Source organism: Pectobacterium artocarpous (assembly GCF_046159765.1).
GTDB lineage: Bacteria > Pseudomonadota > Gammaproteobacteria > Enterobacterales > Enterobacteriaceae > Pectobacterium.
In genome coordinates, this window is the sequence record NZ_JBJXVK010000007.1 from 161,137 (window position 1) to 176,444 (window position 15,308).

General features: G+C 50.2%; 14 protein-coding genes and 2 pseudogenes. 8 read left to right on the forward strand and 8 right to left on the reverse strand.

Annotated elements, in window-relative coordinates; genetic code table 11:
• Window positions 1–10: 10 nt before the first annotated feature.
• The 5 genes and pseudogenes from ACKQAD_RS06785 (at window position 11) to ACKQAD_RS06805 (ending at window position 6,177) form a co-directional block, all read left to right on the forward strand.
• The gene (locus ACKQAD_RS06785) at window positions 11–1,339 is read left to right on the forward strand and encodes an HlyD family type I secretion periplasmic adaptor subunit (protein ID WP_409159446.1); all 1,329 of its coding nucleotides are present in this window, start codon (window positions 11–13) and stop codon (window positions 1,337–1,339) included.
• A 2-nt stretch (window positions 1,340–1,341) separates the two neighbouring features.
• On the forward strand, window positions 1,342–2,709 hold the full coding sequence (locus ACKQAD_RS06790; RefSeq protein WP_409159447.1) for a TolC family outer membrane protein: 1,368 nt from the start codon (window positions 1,342–1,344) through the stop codon (window positions 2,707–2,709).
• An 80-nt stretch (window positions 2,710–2,789) separates the two neighbouring features.
• A pseudogene (locus ACKQAD_RS06795) lies at window positions 2,790–3,125 on the forward strand (recombinase family protein); the annotation flags it as partial.
• Between the two features lie 132 nt (window positions 3,126–3,257).
• The gene (ybiB, locus tag ACKQAD_RS06800; protein WP_409159448.1) at window positions 3,258–4,226 is read left to right on the forward strand and encodes a DNA-binding protein YbiB; all 969 of its coding nucleotides are present in this window, start codon (window positions 3,258–3,260) and stop codon (window positions 4,224–4,226) included.
• An 82-nt stretch (window positions 4,227–4,308) separates the two neighbouring features.
• Window positions 4,309–6,177, forward strand: coding sequence for a M3 family metallopeptidase (locus ACKQAD_RS06805; protein WP_409159449.1), 1,869 nt, complete (start codon window positions 4,309–4,311; stop codon window positions 6,175–6,177).
• Between the two features lie 51 nt (window positions 6,178–6,228).
• On the opposite strand, the gene glnQ is transcribed toward ACKQAD_RS06805, so the two are convergent.
• The 4 genes from glnQ to dps form a co-directional block, all read right to left on the reverse strand.
• A complete protein-coding gene (gene glnQ, locus ACKQAD_RS06810) occupies window positions 6,229–6,951 on the reverse strand; it encodes a glutamine ABC transporter ATP-binding protein GlnQ (RefSeq protein ID WP_039351001.1) in 723 nt (240 codons plus the stop codon).
• Entirely contained in the window at window positions 6,948–7,607 is a 660-nt protein-coding gene (gene glnP, locus ACKQAD_RS06815; RefSeq protein ID WP_409159450.1) for a glutamine ABC transporter permease GlnP, read from the reverse strand. Before glnP ends, glnQ begins: the two co-directional genes overlap by 4 nt.
• A gap of 26 nt (window positions 7,608–7,633) precedes the next feature.
• Window positions 7,634–8,380: a glutamine ABC transporter substrate-binding protein GlnH gene (glnH, locus tag ACKQAD_RS06820; RefSeq protein ID WP_409159451.1), complete on the reverse strand. Its 747-nt coding sequence runs from the start codon at window positions 8,378–8,380 to the stop codon at window positions 7,634–7,636.
• 387 nt (window positions 8,381–8,767) lie between these two features.
• Window positions 8,768–9,271, reverse strand: a complete 504-nt coding sequence (dps, locus tag ACKQAD_RS06825; protein WP_409159452.1) for a DNA starvation/stationary phase protection protein Dps — start codon at window positions 9,269–9,271, stop codon at window positions 8,768–8,770.
• Window positions 9,272–9,618: 347 nt separating this feature from the next.
• Here dps and ACKQAD_RS06830 point away from each other — a divergent pair.
• A pseudogene (locus ACKQAD_RS06830) lies at window positions 9,619–10,189 on the forward strand (P-loop NTPase family protein).
• On the opposite strand, the gene rhtA reads toward ACKQAD_RS06830, so the two are convergent.
• Window positions 10,177–11,061 carry a threonine/homoserine exporter RhtA gene (rhtA, locus tag ACKQAD_RS06835; protein WP_409159453.1) on the reverse strand — a complete coding sequence of 295 codons (885 nt, stop codon included), beginning with the start codon at window positions 11,059–11,061 and terminating at the stop codon, window positions 10,177–10,179. The pseudogene ACKQAD_RS06830 and the gene rhtA sit on opposite strands and share 13 nt — an antisense overlap.
• A gap of 378 nt (window positions 11,062–11,439) precedes the next feature.
• On the opposite strand from rhtA, the gene ompX reads away from it, so the two are divergent.
• Window positions 11,440–11,955 carry an outer membrane protein OmpX gene (gene ompX / locus ACKQAD_RS06840; RefSeq protein ID WP_409159454.1) on the forward strand — a complete coding sequence of 172 codons (516 nt, stop codon included), beginning with the start codon at window positions 11,440–11,442 and terminating at the stop codon, window positions 11,953–11,955.
• Window positions 11,956–11,993: 38 nt separating this feature from the next.
• On the opposite strand, the gene ACKQAD_RS06845 is transcribed toward ompX, so the two are convergent.
• Complete coding sequence (locus ACKQAD_RS06845) at window positions 11,994–13,436, reverse strand: EmmdR/YeeO family multidrug/toxin efflux MATE transporter (protein ID WP_409159455.1); 1,443 nt, start codon at window positions 13,434–13,436, stop codon at window positions 11,994–11,996.
• A gap of 219 nt (window positions 13,437–13,655) precedes the next feature.
• Between ACKQAD_RS06845 and ACKQAD_RS06850 the strand changes: the two genes are divergently transcribed.
• Complete coding sequence (locus ACKQAD_RS06850) at window positions 13,656–13,889, forward strand: rhodanese-like domain-containing protein (protein WP_409159456.1); 234 nt, start codon at window positions 13,656–13,658, stop codon at window positions 13,887–13,889.
• 701 nt (window positions 13,890–14,590) lie between these two features.
• On the opposite strand, the gene ACKQAD_RS06855 is transcribed toward ACKQAD_RS06850, so the two are convergent.
• Window positions 14,591–14,875 carry a type II toxin-antitoxin system RelE/ParE family toxin gene (locus tag ACKQAD_RS06855; protein ID WP_409159457.1) on the reverse strand — a complete coding sequence of 95 codons (285 nt, stop codon included), beginning with the start codon at window positions 14,873–14,875 and terminating at the stop codon, window positions 14,591–14,593.
• Entirely contained in the window at window positions 14,865–15,110 is a 246-nt protein-coding gene (gene relB, locus ACKQAD_RS06860; protein WP_409159458.1) for a type II toxin-antitoxin system RelB family antitoxin, read from the reverse strand. The genes ACKQAD_RS06855 and relB overlap by 11 nt, the downstream gene beginning before the upstream one ends.
• Between the last annotated feature and the right edge of the window lie 198 nt (window positions 15,111–15,308).

The following is a 15,308-nucleotide window of genomic DNA, read 5'->3' on the forward strand; positions in this document are numbered from 1 at the left end:
AGGGAAAGACATGTCCGCATCAGAAATAAGCGAAGAGAGGATGATCCAGACGGCGCAGCGCGATGAAAAACGCGCGGTGCGTCTGGGATGGTTGCTGGTGCTTGCCGGGTTTGGTGGTTTTCTTCTGTGGGCACTGTTTGCACCATTGGATAAGGGCGTGACTGTGAATGGCAGCGTGGTGATTTCTGGTAATCGCAAGGTTGTGCAGCACAATCAGGGCGGCATTGTCGATAAAATCCAGGTGAAAGAGGGAGACAGGGTTGAGGCCGGTCAAATTCTGCTCACGCTGAATGAGGTCGATGCGCGTTCGGCGAGTGAAGGGCTGGATGGTCAGTATTTACAACTGGTGGCTCGGGAGGGCCGACTGCTGGCCGAGCAGCAGCGCCTGAGCGATATGGTGATGACGCCCCGTCTACAACCTCTGGCGGAAAAGCCGGATATGAGCGTGATTACGGCATTGCAGCGTGATTTATTGCGCAGCCGTCAGCAGTCGCTCAGGCTTGAAGCCGAAGGGATGCGCTCCAGTATTGCCGGTATGGAGGCGTCACTCAGCGCCCAACGTCAGGTGATGTCCAGCAAGCAGAAGCAACGAGAAACTCTGGAGCAACAGTTGCAAGGGCTGCGTTCACTGGCCGCGGAAAACTATGTACCGCGTAATAAGATGCTGGAGAACGAACGCTTGCTGGCGCAGCTTAACGGCGATATCGCCCAATTGGCGGGGGATATCAATCGTAGCCGCCGTGATATTGAGCAACAAACGCTGTTGATTGCCCAGCGTCAGCAGGAATACGACAAAGAGGTGAACAGCGAGCTGGCTGAGGTACAGGCGCTGCTGAGCGATGTGGGCAGTAAGAAGGAAAAAGCCGATTTCAATTTGGCGAATATCCAGATGCGCGCGCCTGTTTCCGGTACGGTGGTCGGGTTGAAAGTATTTACGGAAGGCGGTGTGATTGCTCCGGGGCAGACGCTTCTGGAGATCGTGCCGGACGATCAGCCGTTGTTGGTGGACGCGCGTCTTCCTGTTGAACTGGTGGATAAGGTTTGGCCGGGGCTACCCGTCGAGCTGCAATTCGTTGCGTTTAACCAAAGCACGACGCCGCGTGTAGCGGGAACGGTCGAGCTGTTGTCCGCCGACCGCCTGCTGGATGAGCGAGACGGTTCTCCTTATTACAGCCTGCGCGTTATGGTGGATGACGCAGGCAAACGTGCGCTGGAAGGGTTGGAGATTAAACCCGGTATGCCAGTACAAGGGTTTGTGCGTACTGGGGAGCGCTCGTTCGTCAATTATCTATTTAAGCCTTTAATGGATCGCCTGCATCTGGCCTTAACGGAAGAGTAATCATGCAAAGGATCGCGATAATCGTGCTGTTTGGGCTGATTTCTTCGGGCGCCAACGCATTAGGACTGCTTGATGCCTGGGAGTTGGCGCTGCGTAACGATGCTCAGTTTCGTGCGGCGGGATTTGAGCGGGTAGCGGGTCAGGAAGAAGAAAACATTGGGCGCGCCAATTTGCTTCCCAATCTCCAGTATGGCTATAGCACTAATCGCAGTCATTCCAAAGTCACCCAAACGGATAGCTTCACCGATAACACGCTAAAACGTGATTACAACAGCTACACATCCACGTTATCACTGCGCCAACCGCTGCTGGACTATGCGGCCTGGGCGCGTTATCAGCAGGGCGTTGCTCGCACGTTGATGGCCAATCAGCGTTTTCGCGATCGCAGTCAGGATCTGATGGTGCGATTATATCAAGCGTGGAGTAGTGCGCTGCTGGCGCAGGAAAAGCTGCAATTGCTGGATGCGCAACAGCGTGCGTATCAGGAGCAGTTGGCGCTGAATAAACGTCTCTTGCTGGCGGGCGAAGGGACGCTAACGGATGTGCGAGAAACGGAAGCGCGCTTTACGCTAGTGGAAGCACAGCGGATTGAGCAGCAGGACAATCTGGATGCCGCGATTACCGATCTGGAAAATATGACGGGTACCGCGCTGGATATTACCGCGCTGTATCCTCTGACGCTGACTCAACTACCGTCTGCGGAGTCAGGCAAGCAGACGCTGGCGCAGTGGCGCGATCTGGCTGTGCAGCATAATGCCAAACTGGCGACGCAGCGCGAGGGGCTGGCAGTCAGTCGTTATGAAATTGAACGCAGCCGGGCCGGGCATTTACCCACGCTGTCGCTGGTGGCATCGTCGCGCAATAGCCGTTCGGAAAGTGAATACAACTACAACCAGAAATACGACACGCAGAGCATCGGTTTACAACTGAACGTACCGCTTTATTCTGGCGGCTCCGTCTCGGCATCGATGCGGCAAGCCGCAGCGGAGTATCAGCAGAGTCAGGCGGAGCTGGACGACCAAACCAAGCAAACGCTGGCGGAATTGAAAAAGTACTACAACTTATACAACAACGGGGCGGCGAAAATTAAGGCGTGGCAAATGACCGCTGTGTCGGCGCAAGAAGCGGTCAATGCCACGCGATTAAGCGTGGCGGGCGGCGAACGTATCAATCTGGATATTCTGCTGGCCGAACAGGACTGGTATAACGCCCGGCGAGAACTGGCGGAAGCGAAATACAGCTGGCTCCAGGCGTGGCTCTTACTGCGCTATACCGCAGGGACGCTGAACGAAAAAGATATTCTGGAACTGGCGGCTTGGTTTCAGCCAGCAACGAATCCATTGGGCAACAGCAAGACCATCAAAAACTAAAACAGATGGCAAAAATCATCTGTGGATAATCGGATATGGTTTTTGTCAGCAGCGATGTCTACGCCTGTGCAACGTGCGCGGTTTGGCTGGTATCCACATTACAAGCAAAGAGTATTCACTTTCATCGGCTGACGGACAGTATTGATACTTCCACGCCAGCAGGCCGATTTTTCTTTCATGTGATGAGTGCGTTGGCTGAGATGGAGCGTGAGCTGATCGTTGAACGCACGCGGGCTGGCCTTGATGCTGAACGGTTGCAAGGACGCATCGGTGTGCGCAAGCGGCTCATGACGCCCGATATGATCTGCCAGGCTGAGGCGATATTGGCGACAGGGGCTACGTGTCTTCAGATAGCGAATGTGATCGGTGTATTAGAAAAAACCATCTATAAATACTTTCCCTACAGTACAGAGTAAGGATAGCGTTCCTGTCTCTGGCTAAAGCGGCGCGATAGCAATTTCCTCTGCGCCAGAGTGACCAGAACCCCGTCAAACATGTTATTTTCATTGATAAGTTCTTTACTGTGTCGCCGCAAATAAGAGGCCAACATGGATTACACAAAAATTATCAAAGAAGTGGGGCGCGGGAAGAATCATGCGCGTGATATCGATCAGGCCACGGCTTATGAACTGTATAGTGCGATGCTGCGCGGTGATGTGCCGGATCTGGAGCTCGGTGGGCTGCTGATTGCGTTCCGTATTAAAGGCGAATCCGAATCTGAGATGTTGGGTTTTTATCAGGCGATGGACGAGCATGTATTGCGCCTGATTCCTCCCTCGGGCTTTCCCATGCCAATTGTGCTTCCAAGCTATAATGGGGCTCGCAAGCAGGCGAACCTGACCCCTCTCTTAGCGCTGCTGCTGTCAAAACTGGGTTTTCCGGTCGTGGTGCATGGCGTGAGCGAGGATCCAACTCGTGTCACCAGCGCGGAAATTTTGCGCAACCTCGGTGTGACGATTGCAGAGAATGCCGAACAGGCTCAGCAGGAGCTTGATAACGGTAGTCCAGTATTTATCCCTGTCTCGACGTTATGCCCGGCCATCGATCGCCAGCTACAGTTACGTTGGCGTATGGGCGTGCGTAACAGCAGCCATACGCTTGCCAAAGTGGCGACGCCGTTTGGTGAAAGCGAAGCGCTACGTATCGCTAGCGTTTCCCACCCTGAATATGTTTCCCGTGTAGGAACATTTTTTAACGATATCAGCGGACGTGCGCTTCTCATGCACGGTACGGAGGGGGAGGTTTATGCCAACCCGCAGCGCTGCCCAGAGATTCATTTTATTCATCAGCAAAATACCAACGTGCTGCAATTGCGGCAGGAGATCAGCGTTGCACCTGCTGCCCTGCCTATTGCAAAGGATGCTACCACCACCGCGCGCTGGACGGTACAGTGTCTGACGGGGGAAATTGCCATACCGCAGGCGATTCGTCTGCAACTGGCGTGCTGTCTGGTGGCTGCTGGCGAAGCAATGACAATGGAACAGGCTGTCGCAACGATTAAGAAACGTCTTGGCTGATTAGCCGGAGCGGATTTGGGCGCGCTTTATCGCGCCACTTCACACAGCCAGATGGCTGTCATTGGAAGAGAGAAGGAAGAGCATGCAACAGGTAGCGGACTATTTTAATGCCTTGAATCGCGACTATCTTGCGGTTCATCAGGCGAAAGAAGAGCTGTTTTGGCAACTGTATATGGGCACGGGAAATGATGACGTGTCCGAGCGTTTCTCCGCCGCAGAGAGTGCGTATAAGCGCTTTATTTCTCAACCGCAGCGTTTAGCTGAGCTGAGAACCTATCTTGCAACACTGGAAAACAGTCCGCGTGATGAACAACAGCAGGCGCTGTTACACGGTTTGCAAGGCTGGTATCGGTTTTTCGACTGCAATGTGATTGAAGATCCGCAGGCTCAGGCGTTGATGGATGAGATTATTGCCGCTGAAAGTGCGCTATACGCCAAGCGTAAAGCGTATGAAATGACGCATCTGGATGCTAAGGGGGAACGTGTTTCCGCTTCGCTCGGAGAGCTGCTGACCAATCAGGCGACCAATGATACGGAAGCCTATCGTCAGAGTTCTCAGCAGGCGTTGCGCGATCTGGAGCAGTGGTTGTTGCAGAACGGCTTCCCCGAGCTGATTTCACTGCGTAACCGCTTTGCTCGTCAGATGGGTTACCGGAACTATTTTGACTATAAGGTTAATAAAACGGAGCGGATGACACCGGAGCAGCTTTTTGCCATCCTCGATCCTTTCGAAGAACAGACCCGTGAGGCGAATGCCAGAAGTCTGAAAAATCTGGTGAATGAAAAGGGCGAAGGGGCTTTGCAGCCGTGGAATATTCGTTATGCCAGCGCGGGGGATGTGACGCGCCAGCTCGATCCTTATTTTCCTTTCTCGGCGTCGTTGGAACGTTGGGTCAACAGCTTCAAACGTTTACGTATCGGGTTTAACGGTGCAGAAATGCAGCTCGATTTGCTGGTGCGCAAAGGTAAATACGAGAATGGCTTTATGCACGGCCCAGTGCCGCCATTTGTTCAGGAAGGAAAATGGGTGCCAGCACGGATTAATTTCACCAGTCTGGCAAAGCCAGATCAAATTGGCAGCGGTTCCAGCGGCATTAATACGCTGTTTCATGAAGGCGGACACGCGGCCCATTTCGCCAATATCAGGCAGAACGCGCCCTGTTTTTCACAGGAATTCCCGCCAACTTCAATGGCGTATGCGGAAACGCAGTCCATGTTCTGCGATAGCCTGTTAGGCGACGCCGATTGGTTAAAGCGCTATGCAAAAAATACGCAGGGAGAAACGATTCCTGATGAGTTGATCCGTGCGGATATCAGCACGCAGCAGCCGATGCGCGCTTTTAATGAGCGACACATCCTTTTGGTGCCTTACTTCGAATGGCAACTCTATTCGTGGGATGACGAAGCACGTACGCCAGAAGCAATGACAAAACTGGCACGCGATACTGAACAGCGTATTTTGGGCATCAGCGGTAGCCCCCGCCCGACGTTGGCAATCCCCCATTTGCTGTCTATGGAGTCGGCGTGTTCTTATCAGGGCTATCTGCTGGCGCTGATGGCGGTGGAACAGACGCGAAGCTACTTCCTGCAACGCGACGGCTATCTGACGGATAACCTGGCTATTGGCCCCGATTTGGCGCTGCACTATTGGCAACCGGGTAATAGCGTTAGCCATGATGATACGCTGCGTAGCCTGACCGGTGAGGGTTTCAACCCGGCTTATCTGGCCCAGGCCTGCAATCTGACGGTTGATGAAGCCTGGCAACGGGCGCAGGACATGATGGCGCAGTCCGCTACGCGGCCTCAGCCTGCCGCAGATTTCGATTTGGGTGCTCACATTCGCGTGGTCGACGGCAGCCGCGTGCTGGCGGATAATGCGCAAGGGGATGAGAAGATGTGCCAGGATTTTGCGGCGTTTATTGAGCGAGAGTATCCACGCCCGCAGGCATGATGTCCGCTAACATAGCGAGTAAGAAAAAGGGGGCGAAAGCCCCCTTGTTGATCAGGAGACGTGTTGCAGGAATTCGCGCAGGCGGTCGCTGGGCGGATTCGTAATCAGCGTTTCCGGATCGCCATCTTCTGCGATGCGACCTTTATCAATAAAGATCAGACGTGAAGCCACTTTATGGGCAAAGCCCACTTCGTGGGTAACGATAACCATTGTCATGCCTTCCTCGGCCAGATCTTTCATTACGGTCAGCACTTCGTGACGCAGTTCTGGATCAAGTGCCGATGTCGGCTCATCAAACAGCATCAGTTTGGGTTTAACCGCAAGGGCGCGGGCGATCGCGACGCGCTGCTGCTGGCCACCGGAAAGTTCGGAAGGGTAGTGATGCGCCCGTTCTGACAGACCCACTTTCGCCAGCAATTCCAGCGCCAGTTTCTCGGCATCGGCTTTGTTCGCGCCGCGTACCCGAATGGGACCGAAGGCAACGTTTTCCAGCGCGGTGAGGTGCGGGAACAGGTAGAACTGTTGGAATACCATCCCGGCTTCCTGACGGATCAAACGCTCGTCAACGCGAGGATCGTTCACTTTAAGACCGTCAACAATCAATTCGCCGCTGGTAATTTCTTCCAGCTTATTGATGCAGCGCAGCAGCGTGGATTTCCCCGAGCCGGAAGGCCCGATAATGACCACCACTTCACCCTGGCCGATGGTGAGATCGATATTGTGTAAGACCTGTGTCTTGCCAAAGTGTTTGGATACGTTTTTAAATTCAATCATATAATCTTAAGTCTTCTTTCCAGACGACGAAGAATAAAGCTGAGGATCAGTGTGATGCACAGGTAAATAACGGCAACCGCAGTCCAGATTTCCAGCGCACGGAAGTTACCTGCGATGATTTCTTGCCCGGAGCGTGTCAGCTCAGCCACGCCGATAACAATAAATAGTGATGTATCTTTGATGCTGATAATCCACTGGTTACCCAGCGGCGGCAGCATGCGGCGTAGGGCAAGCGGGGCAATCACATGGCGTAGCGTCGCACGACGAGACAGTCCAAGCGCCAGACCCGCTTCGCGGAAGCCGTTGTGAATTGACAATACCGAACCACGCGTAATTTCCGCGATGTAAGCACCGGAGTTAATCATGATGGTCACCACGGCGGCGGCAAAAGGGTCAATTCGTACGGACGTGAAAATCATCGGCAGGGCGAAGTAAATAAACATGACCTGCACAACAATCGGGGTACCGCGAATAATTTCAATAAAAACGAGCGAGATGCGGCTGGAAAACCAGCCGCCGTAGGCGCGGGCAAAACCCGCGACCACGCCAATCACCAGGCCACCAAGCAGGCCCAGAACAGAAATCAACAACGTCATTTTTGCCCCTTCCATCAGGAGGGGCAGAGAAGGCCAAATGGCATTCCAGTCAAACTGCATGGAATATCTCCAGATTAAATCGGCAATTACTTAGGTTCTACGCCAAACCACTTCTTGTAGATCTCAGCATAAGTGCCGTTTTCACGCAGTGTTTTCAGGGCGCCATTCACTTTTTCACGCAGTTCGTTGCTGCCTTTCGGGAATGCGATGCCATATTGCTGGGCTTTGATGGAATCACCTACTGCTTTAAATTGGCCGTTGCCTGCGGTTTTGATGAAGTAGAGAATATTTGGCGTGTCGTGTAGCACGGCGTCAGCACGGTTGGTGCCCAGTTCCATATAGGCGTTGTCGATGTTAGGGAACTGGCGTAGATCTTTGGTTTTGATATTGGCTTTCGCGTAATCAACGGAACCGGTGCCGCTCTTCACAGCAAGCACTTTACCCGCTAAATCCTGCTCGCCTTTAATATCATTGTTGTCCGCTTTGACCATAACCAGCAGGCCGCTGTTGTAATAGCCGTCAGAGAAATCGATTGCTTTTTGGCGCTCTTCGGTAATGGTAATACCTGCAAGCGCCAGATCGATATTACGCGTTTGCAGCGCAGGAATAATGCCGCCGAAGTCCATTGGTTTCAGGGTGTACTTCAGGTTGAGTTGTTTAGCGATAGCATCCCAGAGGTCGATGTCAAAACCGACATATTTGTCGCCTTGTTTGAACTCAAAAGGGACGAAAGCGGTGTCTGTGGCGACAATGAGTTCTTTCTCTGCGGCATAGCTAGATACGCTTATCATCAGCGTCAGTGCAGCCAAAGAGGCCTTAAGTAGTGATTTCATTAAATCCTTCCTATTAGCAATTGTGGGAGCTTTTTGTTTTACAGGCGTTTTAAGCATAGTACATCGTATTAAAGCGAAGCCTGAGCCAGTTATCCTGCGTTGTGCTTAACCTGTTGCTTTTATTGCCCTGCCCGCGGTGAAATTTTCACCTACGATTCGCTCTGGCAAGGCGCTGCTATGATTAACTGATTTACACGAGGGAAACAACCGTTGATTCGCGTTATGGTCAATTAATACGGAAAAAAGCTAATTTTTTGAGCGTCTTAATGGATAAAATGCGTAGTTTGTGCGGATTAAGTCAGGAAAGCGGGTGGTTTGAGTCGGAAGGCGGGCAGCAAAAAGGCTGCCTAAGCAGCCTTGGAAGCGTTCGCGGGACGATAGCGCCAATTATTCGATGTTTGATTCAATAAACCACAGGAACTGATCCAGATCGCGTGATGCGGCGGTCAGGATGTCCGCAGAAGCCTCATCTTCTGTTTTACCAATGGCCTGGCGTACGTTGTTGGCGACAATCGCATAACGTTCTGCCAGCGCTTTCAGATGATCCTGAACGCTATGGATGTTGGTTGGATAGCTTTTCAGCGAGGTCTGTTTGCCCACTATTTGCACGGTACCCAGCGCTATACCACCTATCTGCACCACGCGCTCGGCGATGGTGTCCTGATGGTCAATAATCGAAGTGCGGAAGCCATCCAGCATTTCATGAACGGCGATAAAGTTTGCACCGCGCATGTTCCAGTGCGCCTGTTTGGTAATTAACGATAGGTCGATGAAATCAACAACCAGTTGGTTTAACAGCGCGATCGTCGAGGTCTTAACGCTATCATCCAAATCATTGCGAGTGTAAAGCAGTGCGGACGGTGCTGGTTTCACGAGTTTGGCGGTAGACATAATAGTTATCCTCTCTTTAATTATTCATAGTCTTACTGTTTAACGTGATTAATTATAGCAGTGATAAAAATTAATATTGAAAAGAATTACCTATTAAATGAATAGTTTTAGCATAACGATATTGTGGGTATATGTAGTCAGGATTTATCTGATATCAATCATGTGGTAAGCCGTCATGTAAGTGCAATACTTCATTACATATGAAATATAATTTTATATGTTGATAAATATCATCATGGCTTAGATGAAAGTAGTTATTATTCGCCCGCTACCCGCATTGAAATAGGGTTGTCGCGCTATTTTTCCCTGTTAAAGCATAGTGTGTGCGATAATAGGAGTCGTGCAGAATGAGAGTGAATATTATTGGCACCAGTGGAAGTGGTAAATCTACACTCGCTCGCCGCTTGTCTGGAAAGCTGGCTTCTCCGTATATTGAAATGGATGCATTGTTTTTAAATGAATGTATAGCTTTGGCTAAAGGACTGGCAGGGGCGGGCGGATACCGATTTTTTTCAACGGCTTGAAAGTGTGCTGGAGCCTGAAAGCTGGGTATTGGATGGTAACTATAATCGAACTCGTGAGATCAAATGGCGCAATGTTGATGTTGTGATTTGGGACGATTACTGTTTTATCCGCACGCTTTTTCAGGCGATACGGCGTTCCTGCGTTCGGGCATGGAGCAAATAGGAGCTCTGGAGCGGCACGGGAAATAAAGAATCTTTTCTCCTCAGTTTCTTTAGTAGAGACTCAATTATCCACTGGACAATAAAACCTATTCAAAAAAACCGGAAACGGTATTTAGCGGATTTAGCCGATCCTCGCTATCACCATATCCGTTTTATGACTTTGCGGTCTCCTCGGGAATGTGACACTTTTCTGCAACACTTTCCCGCGGAAATACGCATTCATTCTGTTTGAGTCGTCACTTTTGCCACACTCGCGGGTTTTATTGTCAATGTTGCACCTATTGATGCGATGATAATAAAGATAAGTGCCATCCACTGTATGAACGAGAGATGTTCGCCGAGAAAAAGGATCCCGGAGAGGGCGGCAATAGCGGGTTCCATACTCATCAGCGTGCTGAACGTTCTGGCAGGCAGGCGAGTTAATGCCACCATTTCCAGAGAATAGGGGAGCGCGGTGGACAGAATCGCGACGGCAATACCGAGCGGGAGAATTGATAACGAAAATAGCGTGCTCTCCGCGTAATACGCACCGATAGGGCAGAAAATCAGCGCGGCAATGAAGGAGCCGATGGCGACGGTTCCCGGTCCATGATTCGCCCCCGCTTTTTGCCCAAACAGAATATAGAGCGCCCAGCAGGCACCTGCACCCACGGCGCAAGCCGCCCCCGTTAAATCAATATTGCCGATATTGTGGCCCAGCGGTAATAAGAACCACAGTCCGGCAACAGCAAGAAAAATCCATAGAAAATCAATAGGTCTGCGTGAGGCTAGCATCGCAACGGCAAGTGGGCCAGTGAATTCTAGTGCGACAGCAATACCGAGCGGCACCGTCTGCAATGAGAGATAGAATAGACAGTTCATCCCGCCCAGCGTAATGCCATAAACCAGCAGCGGCAGGCGGTTACTGCTAAAGCGCATACGCCACGGCTTGAAGATGATGCACAGAATGATCGTACCAATTCCCAGGCGCAATGCGGTTACTCCGGTCGCTCCTATGAGTGGAAACAGGCTCTTGGCTAAAGCCGCGCCGCTCTGGATAGAAAGCATGGAGATGATGATGAGCAATACCGGTATGAATGATGAGCGGGGGGAAAATAAGGTCATTCTTTTGGCCTTAAAGCAGGTATAACATTCCGCCGCTACTATATCCAATTGTAAACAATTTGTCTGGTATGAATTGACTTTTATTGACCTTTATTTACGCATTATTTGATTGATTGATTTTCGCTCAATTCAGTTAGCATACAAACTGAGCGGAAAATTAAGAATTATCTGTTTTGCTGAGTTGTGGTGAATTTATTTTTAATCTAATTGTCACAATAAAAAATACAATTAAATTAATGTGATAGGTTGTTTTTGACAATTTCTGTTACATCTAAAGGCTAATTGATAAATATTTATAGGGCGGCAAGTTTCGAACTTCTTTGTTATATTTACAGCGTTAGTTAGTCATTTCATAACATGAATTTGAGGCTGTAAATTATGAAAAAAATCGCGTGTCTTTCCGCTCTGGCTTGTGTATTAGCCGTTGGCGCAGGTTCTGCATTTGCAGGTCAAAGTACTGTAAGTGCAGGTTATGCTCAAGGTGATGCTCAGGGCGTACAAAATAAAGTTAAAGGCTTTAACCTGAAATATCGTTATGAGCAAGATAATAACCCACTGGGCGTTATTAGCTCTTTCACCTACCTTGAAAAAAATGGTAGCGATACTGGTACTTATAGCAAAGGCCAGTACATGGGCTTCACTGCTGGTCCAGCTTACCGTTTGAATGACTGGGCAAGCGTGTATGGTGTTGTTGGTTTCAGCCACGGTAAGGTCACAAACAACGCGACCAACGGCCTGAACAATAGCAGCAACGATGACTACGGCTTCACCTACGGTGCTGGTCTTCAGTTCAATCCAATCCAGGACGTTGCTCTGGATGTCGGTTACGAACAAAGCCGTATCCGCAGTGTTGACGTAGGTTCCTGGGCTGTTGGTGTAGGTTACCGTTTCTAATCTAACCCTGTAGGGTGTATTACCCTCAGCGTTGGTTGTTAGATGTGTCGAAAAAATCCGCTCTTTTCAGAGCGGATTTTTTGGTCTGTGGGTGGACGATAGCGCCATAGCCAGCGCCCGCTCATCAGGCGGCGGTAATAGAAGAAGCCGCGTACAATCCAGTCAAAGAACATCCCCATCCACACGCCTATCACGCCAAACCCGAGCATCACGCCGAGGATATATCCCGCGATCACGCGACATCCCCACATGCCTGCCATTGCTACCCACATGGTGTAGCTGGCGTCTTTCGCACCTTTCAGACCGGCGGGGAGTACCCAGGACGCCGCCCAGATTGGCATGAATAGTGCGTTGAGCCACAGGAGATGTTTTGCCACTTCGATCACTTCCGGCTCATTGGTATAAAACGATGCCAAAAAGCTGGCGCTGGGAACTGATAGCACGGCAAGTACGCACAGCCCAATATTGGACAGCCAGAAGATGTATTTTAGCTGGCGGGTAGATTGCATTATCTGACCTTTCCCCAGCCGTGTGCCAACGATGATCGTAGCCGCTGCGCCGAGTGAATTGCCAGGAAGATTGATCAGCGTTGAGATGGAGAAAGCGATAAAATTTCCGGCAATGACCTCGGTTCCCATATCTGCGACAAAACGCTGGGTGATCAGTTTACCGATGTTAAACATCACGGATTCTATGCTGGCGGGAATACCGATACTGAGTACTTCATAGAGGGTCGACAAGGTAAAAGGTGCAAAGTAAGACTTAAAAGGAATACGCAACGCGCCGTTAAAACCGTGCATCAGCGTCACAATCACGAATACCGCACCAATATAGCGTGAAATAGTGATCCCGATGCCGGCACCAATAAAGCCGAGGCCATTCCAGGAGAAGACGCCGTAAATCAGCAGGCTACTGATGGCAATGTTGAGGATATTCATCCCAATGTTGATGACCATGGGTAATTTTGTATTGCCCGCACCCCGCAACACCCCGCAACCGACCAGCGCGATGGCGACAGCCGGATATCCCCACACCGTCCATTGAAGGAATGTCAGAGCCAGTGCTTTAACCTGTTCGTCGGCCTGTCCTGCGAGCAGATCGATAATCGCGGAACCGTAAAATTCAACCAGCGCGACTAACAGAAACGATGATAAAACCAGTAATGACATCGACTGGCGGGCGGCAGATCGCGCCTGCTTTCTATTGCGCTGACCCAGGCTGAACGCGACAACCACGGCAGTCCCCAAGGCGACGGCAGTAAAAAATGCGATGATAACCATGTTGAAACTGTCCGCCAGACCGACAGCCGCCATGGCTTCTTTCCCCAGCCAACTGACCAGGAAGGTGCTGAAAACCCCCATCAGCACGACGCAGAGGCCTTCTATAAAGATAGGGAAGGCGAGCGGTGAGATTTCTCTCCAGAAGAGAACGCGGTTGGAGTAACGCTTTTTATACCAGTCAGTATCTTTTAATTTTTTCATGAAACGGTCTTGGAGGTATCTCAAGTTTCCCTGTCGGTACGGTAAACAGCGCCACAAGGTGACTCATAAATAGCATTATTTTTGCACAGTATCGTGATATCCATTTTGTGCTATCGCGACAGCATGGCTGTTTTTTAAAATAGCGTTCCTATTTACAGAGTATCAGCCGCCAGATCGATGTCCAGTCTGGATTGCTGTCCCTGCATGGAAAGTTGTTGCATGTTCCCATTTATTTCTAAATTAATGGTGAGACGCATACACCCAGCGGTATCACCTTCCTTGCTGACTAAATACGGCTGCATTATGGCGAGTTTCAGCGGCTTAAAAGAGGATCACGATCATGCCAATGTCACTTGCTATCTCACCCGTTCAGGCCCGCACATTGTAGATGACGGTGCGATACTCATTGATATCCGTCAACCAGAAGAGTACGCCCGTGAGCACATTGCATAGGCAAGGTTGCATCCGCTAAATTCTTCTGTTGGCTATGTCCTTCCTTGTGATGACAGGGAAGGAAAGACGGTGATTTTCCACTGTTTATCCGGCATGCGCACGGAAAAGAAGGCTGGCTTGTTGGCACAGTCGGCTGTGTCACGAGAGAAATTGAATTTATGTTATAAAAATTTGTTTTTATTGATTATGTTGTGATTGAATTTTTATTCATATAACTAAAACGAAAGGTCATCATGAGAAATAGCCTGCGCATGACAGTAAGGTTTTTTTGATACGCCGATTTTTTAGCGCTGGGTGCGCTGTACATTTCATTTTGCTTTACGACGCTCCAACACCATCATTTTTTTAGTATGTTGCCGCAGAATCCCATCGAGCAACATAAACTCACGCCATTCTGCTGTACCCAAAGAAAGAGATCTGTGCATCAACTCGCTCACACGTTCGGCAAGTAGCAGGTTTCTTACTCGTAGCAATTGCAACCGCGTGAATCGCCCATTACACCCGCCAAAGGAAAGAGTGCCTGACGTCTGCGCTCTCTATGTTTTACTGCATTGGTGTTACCAATGGGAGCGCCTGCACCGGTACGTTTTCCTCCCCAACCGGACGATCTTGATTGTTGGTTGTGTTTTTTGTTGTCTTTCATGGCTGCGTGGCGATTAGTTAGTGGATATATGTTCGTCAAAATTCAGAAAGGCAGTTGTTTACCATTTCGCGGGTAAACGCCTGTGCGTATGAAAGACGCGCAGAATCTGGATCATATTATCTTTCACGCGGTAGGGGATGATGTAGGGATAGTGTGTTAACACCAGCTCACGCGTTCCTGGCACACGGCCAGGCCTTCCCATTGCTGGCTGCTGCGGTAGTAATTCCGTTAACCTTTGGACTTCATCTACGAACTGGCTGGCAGCTTGTGGATCGTCCTGCGCGATGTAGAGGTACTCGGCTTCCAAATTGGCTGCGGCTTTACGCAGCCATTTAATTTTCATGTTTTGCCGTACCTAATTTTTTAAAGAGATTGTTCATCTCATCCGATGAGACAAAATCGCCCGCATCGGCTTCTTTAATGGCTTGTTCAATCTCTGCTATCTGCCAGGCTTCCCGCGCAAGATAGTCTTCAATAGCTTGTCCAGCCAGAAAAGAGCGGGTACGTCCCGTAGCTTTAGCCAACGCATCAAGCTGCGCGGTTGTTTCATCATTCAATCGAACGGACATGACACCCATGCTGCCACCTCACTACATTGTGTGTTTTGTATACATTGTAGTGAGGTGAGAAGAGAGAGGCAAGTGGCTACTCAATGGTAGGTGGGATGTCGTTCTCTGGGCTGGTATGGATTAGTTGCTGACTGTCTGAGTTAGACGCAACATACTTCTACTTCTACTTCTACTTCTACTTCTACTTCTACTTCTACTTCTACTTCT

Coding starts and splice junctions, on each gene's coding strand:
- ACKQAD_RS06850 (WP_409159456.1), top strand. CDS start 13,656: ATGTTCCCATTTATTTCTAAATTAATGGTGAGACGCATACACCCAGCG.
- ACKQAD_RS06855 (WP_409159457.1), bottom strand. CDS start 14,875: ATGAAAATTAAATGGCTGCGTAAAGCCGCAGCCAATTTGGAAGCCGAG.
- ACKQAD_RS06790 (WP_409159447.1), top strand. CDS start 1,342: ATGCAAAGGATCGCGATAATCGTGCTGTTTGGGCTGATTTCTTCGGGC.
- ACKQAD_RS06845 (WP_409159455.1), bottom strand. CDS start 13,436: ATGAAAAAATTAAAAGATACTGACTGGTATAAAAAGCGTTACTCCAAC.
- ACKQAD_RS06785 (WP_409159446.1), top strand. CDS start 11: ATGTCCGCATCAGAAATAAGCGAAGAGAGGATGATCCAGACGGCGCAG.
- ybiB (WP_409159448.1), top strand. CDS start 3,258: ATGGATTACACAAAAATTATCAAAGAAGTGGGGCGCGGGAAGAATCAT.
- ompX (WP_409159454.1), top strand. CDS start 11,440: ATGAAAAAAATCGCGTGTCTTTCCGCTCTGGCTTGTGTATTAGCCGTT.
- rhtA (WP_409159453.1), bottom strand. CDS start 11,061: ATGACCTTATTTTCCCCCCGCTCATCATTCATACCGGTATTGCTCATC.
- glnQ (WP_039351001.1), bottom strand. CDS start 6,951: ATGATTGAATTTAAAAACGTATCCAAACACTTTGGCAAGACACAGGTC.
- glnH (WP_409159451.1), bottom strand. CDS start 8,380: ATGAAATCACTACTTAAGGCCTCTTTGGCTGCACTGACGCTGATGATA.
- relB (WP_409159458.1), bottom strand. CDS start 15,110: ATGGGTGTCATGTCCGTTCGATTGAATGATGAAACAACCGCGCAGCTT.
- ACKQAD_RS06805 (WP_409159449.1), top strand. CDS start 4,309: ATGCAACAGGTAGCGGACTATTTTAATGCCTTGAATCGCGACTATCTT.
- glnP (WP_409159450.1), bottom strand. CDS start 7,607: ATGCAGTTTGACTGGAATGCCATTTGGCCTTCTCTGCCCCTCCTGATG.
- dps (WP_409159452.1), bottom strand. CDS start 9,271: ATGTCTACCGCCAAACTCGTGAAACCAGCACCGTCCGCACTGCTTTAC.